An 11,858-nucleotide genomic window follows, 5' to 3' on the forward strand; every position below is an offset into this window, starting at 1 on the left:
TCTGGACTATATATTTAACACTAGAATTTCAATTTATTATAAAACACAAAAATTAAACTCGTTAAAATTATAAACGAATTTAAATTTTATAAAATAAAAGTAACAGGTGAGTTACATTACACCTGCTACTTTTAACATACTACTTTTTAGTTTATAGGAGCTAAAGAAAATGATGAAACTGAATGTGGAGCAGTTACACCTTGTGGTGTTACTTGAATAAATCCAGTTTGAGTTCCCGTTCCTAGTGGCCCTTCTTGAAGGATATCAGCTTGATTTCCTCCTACGCCAGGTGTAAACACTCCTTGATTCTGAAGGACTGTATAACTTTGTCCATCACGTTGTGTAAGAAGTGCTACGTTATTCTCTCCATGCTGTAATGTTTGACCATAACTTCCTGCTCCTGTCTGGAACATGTTAGAGTTATTACCCATACCAGCTTGAGAAGCAACAGCAGTATTACCAGCTCCTGATTGAGACTGTAATGATCTGTGATCAGCCCCATCTTGATTTAGTCCTGCGTTGTTATTATCTCCTGTTTGCATTTGTCTTCCAATATTATCTGTTCCTCCAACTGCAAGGAAACTTTGTGTAATAAAAGCAGAGTTACCATTACCTTCTTGGATTTGAGCAGCATTATTTGATCCCGCTACAGAACTAGCTTGTCCAATAAAAGCATCATTATCATCACCAGATTGGTTTTGAAAAGCAACACCAGATTCTGAATCTTCTGTTGGAATACTATTAACTACAGATGTATCAAAACCTGAAACTTCATTAAATCTTGCAAATGCATCTGAAGAAACAGTTACACCTCCATTAGCACCTTGATTAATTTGCCCTCTGTTACCTACAGAACCATTAGCACTTTGGATTTGCTCTGCTTGATTGTTAGATCCTAACTGTGATGTTAATGCTACATTACGAGCATCACTACCAGCAGCATTATCTTGATCTACACGAGATTCATTATCTACTCCTGTTTGACTTACAATTGCGAACTGTCCTTGACTATCTTCAGGACCTGCATTTTGATTTATTTCAGAAATATTTCCTGATCCACTTTGAACTGTAGAAGCATCACTATTATCCCAAGTTTGTAATGTATAAGCAGAGTTATCTTCTCCATCTTGCTCAATAGTAGCTGCATTCTCCTCAGCTTGATTAGCATTTCCTTGCATAATCATAGCTCTGTTTGCTGCTGTATCATTATCATTGTTCTGATCAATCATTGCATTGTTGTAGTCACCTTCTTGGAAGATTGTTGACTGGTTATTAAAACCTGTTTGCTCAACTTCTGCAAAGTTTAATTGTCCGCTTAAAGCCTGATTACCATTTACATTTCCAGTCTGCATTACTCTTGCTAAGTTAGCCGTACCATTTTGATCTGTTAATGCAGATTGAGATGTTCCAGCTTGACGTACTTGTACAGCATTATTTGCTCCATTTTGAATACTTTCTCCTGTATTTGCTCCCATAGCAGAACCTGGAATTTGAGCAACTTGAACCGCTTCACGAGCACCAGTATCATTAGTTGCTGGGCTCTGTGCCATTGCAACACTAGCAACTGCTAATGCAACAACACTAAATATTACTTTTTTCATAATTTGTTATAATTTGTTAGTTATTAAATGCGTGAGTAGGGGATGATTTTTATTGTATAAATCTCATCAATAAGAGAATACATCTTATGATGAGGTTTTTGAAATTATTAATTAATTGGAGCTAAAGAGAAAGATGAAACTGAATGTGGTGCAGTTACTCCTTGAGGAGTTACTTGAATAAATCCTGCTTGAGTTCCTGTTCCTAATGGCCCTTCTTGAAGAATATCTGCTTGATTTCCTCCTACACCAGGTGTAAACACTCCTTCGTTTTGACGAATAGTATAGCTTTGTCCATCACGTTGTGTAAGCAACGCTACGTTATTTTCTCCGTGTTGTATAGTCTGGCCGTAACTACCATCACCTTCTTGAAAGATGTTAAGGTTATTGCTCATTCCTCTTTGCGTAGAAATATTGCTATTACCGTTACCAGTTTGTACTTGAAGAGCAAGATGATCATTCCCGGTTTGTAATACGCCAGTAGCATTTCCATCTCCGATTTGTTCTTGTCTTCCTATATTACCACTTCCATTTGAACTTCCAAAAGCATTTTGACTTAAGTAAGCTGCATTATTATTACCATCTTGTAGTTGAGCTCCATTATTAGAATCAACGGTTGAAGCATATTGCCCTATAAACCCTTGATTTCCATCACCATTTTGTTGTTGAAAAGCTACCCCATTATCAGAGTCTCCTATATTATTACCTCCATCTGTTACACTTGGATCAAAAGCTAGCGTATTAAACCAAACTTGCTCTGATGCCGGTACTTGAAATAACTGATTTCCTTGACCTTGAGCAACAACTGCTATGTTTCCTGTAGACCCATTAGCACTTTGAATTTGTTCTGCATTATTATTGTTCCCTGTTTGTGCAGTATACGCAACATTGCGCGCATCACTACCAGCAGCATTATCTTGATCTACACGAGATTCATTATCTACTCCTATTTGAGTCACAACTGCAAATTGTCCTTGGCTATCTTCAGGACCTGCATTTTGACTTATTTCAGAAATATTTCCTGATCCACTTTGAACGGTAGAAGCATCACTATTATCCCAAGTCTGTAATGTATAAGCAGAGTTATCTTCTCCATCTTGTTCTATAGTAGCAGCATTCATCTCTGCCTGATTAGCAGTACCCTGCATAATCATAGCTCTGTTTGCCGCTGTATCATTATCATTATTCTGATCAATCATTGCATTGTTGTAATCACCTTCTTGGAAGATCGTTGACTGGTTATTAAAACCAGTTTGTTCTACTTCTGCAAAATTTAATTGTCCACTTAAAGACTGATTACCATTTACATTTCCAGTCTGCATTACTCTAGCTAAGTTAGCCGTACCATTCTGATCTGTTAATGTAGATTGAGATGTACCTGCCTGACGTACTTGCACAGCATTAGAAGATCCATTTTGGATACTTTCCCCTGTATTTGCCCCTATAGCTGAACCAGAAATTTGAGCTACCTGAACAGCTTCACGAGCACCAGTATCATTAGTTGCTGGGCTCTGTGCCATTGCAACACTAGCAACCGCTAATGCGACAACACTAAATATTACTTTTTTCATAATTTAATTTGTTATTTATTAAATAATAAGCGGGGGTGATATTTACTACATAAAATCTCATCATAAGAATATATCCTATGATGAGATTTTAATATTACTAGTTAATTGGCGCCAATGTAAATGCACTCACTGCTTGTGGAGCGTTTACTGACTGAGGATTAACTTGTATGAAAGAGTTTTGAACTCCTGTTCCTAATGGTCCTTCTTGAAGGATATCTGCTTGATTACCTCCTGTTCCAGCACCAAAAGCACCTTCGTTCTGACGAACTGTATAACTCTGACCATCACGTTGAGTAATTAACGCCACATTATTTCTTCCATGTTGGATACTTTGTGCATAACTACCATTTCCTTCTTGGAATATATTCAGGTCATTGTTTCTTCCTCTTTGTGTAGAAAGAGCAGAGTTCCCATCACCAGATTGTACTTGAAGAGCACGGTGATTATTACCATTCTGCATTAATCCTAAAGAGTTATCTGATCCATACTGTTCTTGTCTAGCTGTATTTCCATTACCGTTTGGACTTCCAAAAGCATTCTGAAGCAAGGCAGCACCATTATTGTTACCATCTTGTATTTGAGCTCCATTATTAGAATCATTTGTATCTGCATATTGCCCTATAAATCCTTGATTTCCATCACCATTTTGTTGTTGGAAAGCTACACCATTATCAGAACCTAAAATATTATTAGTACCTCCTACTATAGAAGGATCTAAAGCTGCTGTATTTAAATAAGCTTGCTGTGATGCTGGAGCCTGAAATATTTGGTTACTTACACCTTGACTTATAACAGCAATATTTCCTGTAGACCCCTCAGCGCTTTGATTTTGCTCTGCCCTGTTGTTACTACCTGATTGTGCTGTGTATGCACTATTACGCGCATCACTTCCAGATGCATTATTTTGATTTACTAAAGATTCATTATCCTCTCCAGATTGAGTAACAAGAGCAAATTGCCCTTGACTTTGGTTAGGTCCTGCATTTTGGATAATTTCTGAAGTGTTGTTAATTCCATTCTGAATCGTCCAAGCATCACTATTATCAAAAATTTGTAATGTAGAAGCTGAGTTCCCTTCCCCATTTTGATCTATCATTGCTTCGTTATCTTCAGCCTGTTGTCCAACACCTTGCATAATTAATGCACGGTTTGCATCTGTATCATTATCATTGTTTTGCTCTATCATGGCATTATTGCCATCTCCTTGTTGTTCAATAGTAGATTCATTATTGAATCCATCTTGATCTACTTCAGCGAAGTTTAACACACCACTTTGTGCTTGAACTTCTCCTGTCTGGAAAATTCTTGCCAAGTTTGTTGTTCCATCTTGATTTGTCAATGCAGATTGTGATGTTCCTGCTTGACGCACTTGTACAGCATTACTTGTACCATTTTGAATTGATTCCCCTGTGTTTGCTCCTGCAGCTGAACCAGAAATCTGTGGAACTTGAACAGCAGCTCTAGCTCCAGATTCTTGTTGCCCCATAGCTACAACACTAACACATAATGCTGCAACTCCTAAAATTACTTTTTTCATAATAAAAAGGATTAGTTAAATAAAATTGTTAAACAAATACTATTACGAACTTACATGCAAAGGCATATTTGTATTAAGAATATGGTTTGCAAATCTGTCCGACTTATTAACTCATCTAGCATATAGACTAGACAAAATGTATTTCGGGGGAGAATCTTTAAAATACATTATTTTTAAAACTATAAAGTGTCTAACAAATCCCTTAAGACAGCTAGAAACTATCTTAAGGGGATATGTATTATATAGTTTAATATTGAAAATTATTTAACAAACTAATGTATATAGTTTTTAAATAATTGAACGTATTAGTTGATAGGTGCTAATGTAAAAGAACTCACTGAATGTGGAGCTGTTACACCTGAAGCACTAAAAGCAGAAAATCCTCTTTGAACTCCAGTTCCTAATGGTCCTTCTTGAAGAATATCTGCTTGGTTATTTCCATTGTTACCAAATTGACCTTCATTCTGACGGATTGTATAACTTTGACCATCTCTTTGCGTAAGGAAAGCCATGTTATTATTACCATGTTGTAATGTTCTTCCGTAACTACCGTTTCCTTCTTGAGTTACATCTGAATAGTTTGCTGTTCCTCTTTGAGAAGCTACTATCGTATTTTCATCACCAGTCTGTGACTGTACAGAAGTATGTAATCTATCATTTTGAACGATTGTTGCTGCATTATCATTACCTACTTGTGTTTGAGTAGATACATTACCAAATCCAGCATCTGGTGTTAAGTTTTGAATTGCTTGTGCAATGTTCCCGTCTCCATTTTGAGACTGAGCAGAATTATTACCATCTCCAAACTGTACAATTGCAGCATCGTTTTCACCTCCAGTTTGTGTTTGGAAAGCTACTGCGTTTGTCGCTTCAAGACCAGCTCCGTCATCATCACCAGCTAAAGATGGATCGAATGCATTTACAGCGTCAAAGATATCATCTTGTCCAGCTGAATAAACTGTTACGTCTCCAGAAAAACCTTGTAAAACATCTGCAGTATTACCTCCTGCACTTCCTGAAGAAACTTGGATTTGCTCAACAGCATTTCCAACACCTGTTTGGCGAGCAATTGCAGTGTTACGATCTTGATCTCCATCTGCACCAGACTGGTTTACGCGAGATGCATTATTCATTCCTGTTTGGTTTACAATAGCAAAGTGTCCTGCGCTATTTTCTGGACCAGCATTTTGACTAATTTCAGAAGTATTACTTACTCCATTTTGAACTGTCCAAGCATCACTATTATCGTACGTTTGTAAAGTATATGCTGAGTTATCTTGACCATCCTGTTCTATAGCAGCATCATTCATTTCTGCCTGTTGACCAGTACCTTGCATAATCTGAGCGCGGTTTCCTAATGACTCTTCACCAGCGTCATTATTTTGACTTGTGTAAGCATTGTTGAAATCTCCTTCTTGTACGGTTGTAGATTCGTTATTGTAACCATCTTGATCTACTTGAGCCCAGTTACCTTGACCACTCAATGCTTGGTTACCATTTACATTTCCTGTCTGCATTAATCTAGCTAAGTTGCTAGTTCCATCTTGTGTTGTTAAAACAGACTGTTCTGTTCCAGCTTGACGCACTTGAACAGCATTGCTTGCTCCATTCTGAATAGACTCCCCTGTGTTTGCTCCTGTAGCTGCACCAGGAATCTGTGCTACTTGCACTGCCTTCTGGGCTCCTGTGTCTTGTGCATATACTGCGACACCAAATGTCAACGCCATTGCGCTTACCAATAATTTTTTCATAATAAAAAGTAGTAGTTAAAATTTTTAAAAATTAAAATTGTTAACAACTGACCTTCAAAAACAAACATGCATAATTTAATGCACACAGAAAAATCTATGCTTATTATATTATATAAATGTTTGGCAACAAATTATAATATGGGGTACTATAATGTAATTATATTAAATATGTATTTAGAGGGGGGAGAATTGTTAAATACGAGAGCTAAATTATATAAATAAGACAACGATACAAATAGGAATCACAACTTTTCGATCAAATGAACATAGAAATTTTGTCATATTTCACCTAAAAGCCTATAAAAACTATGCTTTACATTAAAAAAAAATATAGAACGAATTTATTAAGCAAAAAAACTTGAAAGTAATTTCCTACGTATAACTACGTATTTCGTACAGTTATTTAACTTTTTAATTAAATAAATGACTTGTTTTGAGGTGAAAAAAAATAATATAAGATATAGAATGTCAAATATTTAGAAAAATAATTCTTAATTAACAAATAGCAACTCTCTATATTTAGGTAATGGCCATAATTCGTCCTCTACAAGTAACTCTAGCTTGTCACAATGACGTCTAATTTCTTTTAAATAAGGAAGCACTTTACCACAATATGCTTTAGATTTTTGAACTAATTCCATTTGATTAGCTTTTTTACGAGCTTCTGTCATCTCAGTAATACAAGTATTTAAAGATGCTATATGACCTGAAATTTCTTTAATAATGCTTATTTGTTCTTTTGCAAGAGATGTATAGACATCATCCCCATATATATCTTTTAATCCTTTTACATTGGTAATAAGTACGTTTTGATAACGCAATGCTGTCGGAATGATATGATTACGAGCTACATCCCCTAGTACCCTACTTTCTATCTGTACTCGTTTTATGTACTCTTCTATTTCTATTTCATAACGCGCTTGTATTTCTACAGCATTCATAATATCTAATGATTCAAATAAGGCAATAGCTCTTTTAGATGTTTTCTCTTCTAATGCGTCTGGAGTATTCTTATGATGACTTAACTTTCTTTTTTTAGCTTCCTTTTCCCAAGGCTCTCCATAACCATCCCCTTCAAATCGAATATTCTTACTCTCCTTAATATACTCTCTTAATATATTAAAAATAGCATCGTCTTTCTTCATAGAAGATTCATTTATGAGTTCATCTACCTCATTCTTAAATGATTTTAACTGACTAGCTACTATCGCATTCAAAACAGTCATAGGATGTGCACAATTTGCAGTAGCCCCTACAGCTCTAAATTCAAATTTATTACCTGTAAACGCAAAGGGGGATGTTCTATTACGATCAGTGTTATCTAATAATATTTCTGGTATCTTCCCTATTACATTAAGTTTTAAATCTGTTTTTTCTTGTGGAGATAATTTACCATCGGTTACTTTTTCTAGTTCATCTAATACCTGTGTTAATTGAGAACCAATAAAAACAGAGATAATTCCTGGAGGTGCTTCATTTGCACCTAATCGATGGTCATTCCCAGCACTAGCAATAGAAGCCCTTAATAATTCTTCATAAGAATGCACTGCTTTAATCGTGTTAACAAAGAAAGTAAGAAATTGTAAATTTTTCATTGGAGTTGTTCCAGGCCTTAAAAGATTAATTCCTGTATCTGTTGCCAACGACCAGTTATTATGTTTTCCGCTTCCATTAACACCTGCAAATGGTTTTTCATGAAACAATACTTTGAAATAATGACGTTCAGCTACCTTCTCCATTACATCCATCAATAGTGAATTATGATCTACCGCTAGATTTGCCTCTTCAAAAATGGGTGCTATCTCAAATTGATTAGGAGCTACCTCATTATGTCTTGTTTTAATAGGAATTCCAAGAACCAAACATTCCTGTTCCAATTGTTTCAAATATGCTAGTACTCTAGAAGGAATAGAACCAAAATAGTGATCATCAAGCTGTTGTCCTTTCGCGGAAGCGTGTCCTAAAAGTGTTCTTCCTGTTAATTCAATATCGGGACGTGCTGCTGCTAAAGCGCTATCAATAAGAAAAAACTCTTGCTCCCAACCAAGTGTAGCATGTACTTTACTGACATTTTTATCAAAATAACGTGCTACATCTGTTGCCGCAACATCTACAGCTTGCAATGCTTTTAATAAAGGTGTTTTATAATCTAACGCCTCCCCTGTATATGCTACAAACACTGTAGGAATACATAATGTAGTACCATATATAAATGCTGGTGACGTAGGATCCCATGCAGTATACCCTCTTGCCTCAAAGGTGTTACGTATCCCTCCATTAGGGAAACTAGAAGCATCTGGCTCTTGCTGCACTAGTTGTGCCCCGTCAAACTTCTCTATAACATGTCCTTCTGGTGTAATTTCAAAAAAAGCGTCATGCTTTTCGGCGGTTGCACCTGTGAGTGGTTGAAACCAATGTGTATAATGAGTTGCCCCTTTATCTAATGCCCAAGCTTTCATACCTGATGCAACTGCATCGGCAGTAACGCGATCTATCTTGCGTCCTTTATTAATAGAATGTGTCACATTTTCAAAAGCCGATTGCGGTAAATGCTGTCGCATAGACTGCTCTCCAAATACATTCATATTATATGACAAAGAACGTATTCTTTCTTCTTTTGGAACTTGAATAGAGCGATGTTGTACATCCTGAAGCGCTTGAAATCTAAGAATAGGCATAATATTATGATATATGAATAACTATTAATTGAAAACAAATATACGAGTATTTCAAAAACACAAGCTATTTATTACCTACCCCCTAAAAAATAGGGGGTGTTAATAACTATATTTAAATTTTTAATAAATAGCCCCTAAAAAATTACACACAATACATATTAATTATATATTTGCATCGTAATTAAAAAAACACGCCGTTATGAGCAAATCTAAATTAGAGTACATCTGGTTAGATGGATACACACCAACTCAAAACATGAGAAGTAAAACTAAAGTTGTAAATGACTTTAGCGGAAAACTAGAAGATTGTCCTATATGGTCTTTTGATGGATCATCAACAAAGCAAGCATCTGGTGGAGCATCAGATTGTCTATTAAAACCGGTAGCTATTTACCCTGATCCACAACGTAACAATGGGTTTCTTGTAATGACTGAGGTTTTAAATGCAGACGGAACTCCACATGAGTCTAATCACAGAGCACAAATTGATGATAATGACAATGATTTCTGGTTTGGATTTGAGCAGGAATATTTCATTATGGATTCTGCTACACAGTTACCATTAGGGTTTCCTGTAGGTGGATATCCTGGGCCTCAAGGAATGTATTACTGTTCTGTAGGTGGTAGAAATACACACGGGCGTGATTTTGTAGAAGAGCATGCTGATTTATGTATTGCTGCTGGACTTAACTTTGAAGGAATCAACCAAGAGGTTGCTTCTGGACAATGGGAATTCCAATTATTTGCAAAAGGAGCTAAGAAAGCTGGTGATGAAATCTGGGTAGCTCGTTACTTACTAGATCGTCTTACTGAACAATATGGTTGGTATATAGAATATCACCCTAAGCCAGTAAAAGGAGATTGGAATGGATCTGGTATGCATGCCAATTTCTCAAACACAACACTTCGTACATGTGGATCTCAAGAGATTTATGAAAAGATTTGTGAAGCATTCCGCCCTGTAGCTGCAGAGCATATTGCTGTATATGGAGCTTATAACGATCAACGTTTAACGGGATTACACGAAACAGCTTCTATTCATGATTTTAGCTATGGAGTATCTGATCGTGGAGCATCTATTCGTATCCCAATCATTACAGTAGAACAAGGATGGAAAGGATGGTTAGAAGATCGTCGTCCTGCATCTAACGGTGACCCATACAAAATTGCAGGTCGTATCGTTAAGACTGTAAAAAGTGCAAAAATTTAATTAGTTATTATAGTTAATTCATGAGAAGCCCTGTTAGTTATCTAGCAGGGTTTTTTATGTATACGCTTTCGCGAAAGCGTAAAAAGAAGCATCACCTACCACACTAAATAGCAATCACTTTATATCATACCAACCTTTATAGACTTCTTGTTTTTGCAAGATCTCTTTATTTACACCCAAAATCACACATGCATACTCCTGATAAGATTCAGTATAGGCTACTTTCAAATAATCCATAATTTTCCAGTACACAAAAGGGTTTTTAAGATCTTTCGTATCAAATATTGAGTACCGTTTTCTAGATTTCGGATATTCTTTCCATAAATTTCGATAAGAATCATATTGATAGTTAGCTATAATTTCAGCTATTTCAAGAATAATAGCATCTGGAATACCCCCATTTACATTAGTAGAATAATAATTTTTAATCTTTTCAAAAGATACTATTTTGGATTCTAATGCATAGGAAGCGTTTAATCGACTCCATCTATTAGGAATACCTAAATACTCTAGCAGTTTTATGTATTTGTTTTTTCTCAATATCTACAAAAAAGTAAACCCTACAAATAGAATATACGCTACAAAAAGAATTAGTCCTTTATATCTAGATAACTGCAAACGTTTAGGAATAAACGCTAAAGGCAAAAGAACAGCTGCAAAACCAATCATCCAGAAAATATTGGTAGATAAAATGGCATCATCTACCACTGAAATAGGTTTGATAATTGAAGTAAGACCTAAGACAGAAGCAATATTAAAAATATTAGAACCTATAAGATTTCCTAGTGATAGTGCTTTTTCCTTTTTAAGTGCAGCAATAACAGAAGCTGCAAGCTCAGGAACACTTGTCCCTATAGCTATTACTGTTACAGAGATTACATAATCACTTACACCTACTGCCTTTGCTAGTTCTGTTGCTCCTTTAACGAGCCATTCAGAACCAAAATACAAGGCAACTCCTCCAATAGCTAGCCATATAAAAATTTTGAAATAAGAACTCTTTGCAAGTCCGTCATCTACACCATCTTCATCTATTACTTTCTTTTTACGTGCTCTTCGTATCAATACAAAAAGATAAATAATAAGACATGTAACTAATCCTATTCCTTCTATTTGTGTAAGTTGTTCATCATTTTTCAACAGAAAATAAAGCCCTATAGAAAACAACAACATGACTGGCCAGTTGAAACGGTAAAAATCACGATCTACAGTAAGTGAAGAAATAATTGCCGTAAGACCTAACACCAAGCCTATATTAGCGATATTAGATCCTATAACATTACCTAATGCAATATCTGAAAGGCCATCATAGGCTGCTTGTAAACTTACTAATAGCTCTGGAGCTGATGTCGCAAAAGAAACCACTGTAAGCCCAATTACCATCTTAGAAAGGTTCAGTTTAAAAGATAACCCCACAGAAGAACGCACCAAAAACTCACCCCCTACTACCAATAACAACAATCCAATTAGGACATAAAATATACTCATCTATATGAACTTTGCGACGAAGATA

8 protein-coding genes are annotated in these 11,858 nt (G+C 35.8%); 1 reads left to right on the forward strand and 7 read right to left on the reverse strand.

The features are described from left to right. Positions 1 to 146: 146 nt before the first annotated feature. From Q1A01_RS15260 to Q1A01_RS15280, 5 genes are all read right to left on the reverse strand, one after another. A complete protein-coding gene (locus tag Q1A01_RS15260; protein ID WP_299682720.1) occupies positions 147 to 1,601 on the reverse strand; it encodes a hypothetical protein in 1,455 nt (484 codons plus the stop codon). A 107-nt stretch (positions 1,602 to 1,708) separates the two neighbouring features. Next, positions 1,709 to 3,169: a curlin gene (locus tag Q1A01_RS15265; protein WP_299682723.1), complete on the reverse strand. Its 1,461-nt coding sequence runs from the start codon at positions 3,167 to 3,169 to the stop codon at positions 1,709 to 1,711. A 97-nt stretch (positions 3,170 to 3,266) separates the two neighbouring features. Then, positions 3,267 to 4,706 carry a curlin gene (locus Q1A01_RS15270; protein ID WP_299682726.1) on the reverse strand — a complete coding sequence of 480 codons (1,440 nt, stop codon included), beginning with the start codon at positions 4,704 to 4,706 and terminating at the stop codon, positions 3,267 to 3,269. 305 nt (positions 4,707 to 5,011) lie between these two features. Beyond that, positions 5,012 to 6,457 carry a hypothetical protein gene (locus Q1A01_RS15275; protein WP_299682728.1) on the reverse strand — a complete coding sequence of 482 codons (1,446 nt, stop codon included), beginning with the start codon at positions 6,455 to 6,457 and terminating at the stop codon, positions 5,012 to 5,014. 491 nt (positions 6,458 to 6,948) lie between these two features. Further along, positions 6,949 to 9,135 (reverse strand): glutamine synthetase III, encoded by a 2,187-nt coding sequence (locus Q1A01_RS15280; RefSeq protein WP_299682730.1) that lies wholly within the window; start codon positions 9,133 to 9,135, stop codon positions 6,949 to 6,951. 199 nt (positions 9,136 to 9,334) lie between these two features. Between Q1A01_RS15280 and Q1A01_RS15285 the strand changes: the two genes are divergently transcribed. Then, complete coding sequence (locus Q1A01_RS15285) at positions 9,335 to 10,345, forward strand: glutamine synthetase beta-grasp domain-containing protein (RefSeq protein ID WP_089371064.1); 1,011 nt, start codon at positions 9,335 to 9,337, stop codon at positions 10,343 to 10,345. Between the two features lie 114 nt (positions 10,346 to 10,459). Here the strand turns inward: Q1A01_RS15285 and Q1A01_RS15290 are convergent, their stop codons facing one another. Both Q1A01_RS15290 and Q1A01_RS15295 read right to left on the reverse strand, forming a co-directional pair. Beyond that, positions 10,460 to 10,885, reverse strand: a complete 426-nt coding sequence (locus Q1A01_RS15290; protein ID WP_299682736.1) for a hypothetical protein — start codon at positions 10,883 to 10,885, stop codon at positions 10,460 to 10,462. A 3-nt stretch (positions 10,886 to 10,888) separates the two neighbouring features. Further along, entirely contained in the window at positions 10,889 to 11,833 is a 945-nt protein-coding gene (locus tag Q1A01_RS15295; RefSeq protein WP_299682739.1) for a calcium/sodium antiporter, read from the reverse strand. Positions 11,834 to 11,858 lie beyond the last annotated feature (25 nt).

Origin of the sequence: uncultured Dokdonia sp., assembly GCF_947492815.1 — a bacterium.
Taxonomy (GTDB): domain Bacteria; phylum Bacteroidota; class Bacteroidia; order Flavobacteriales; family Flavobacteriaceae; genus Dokdonia.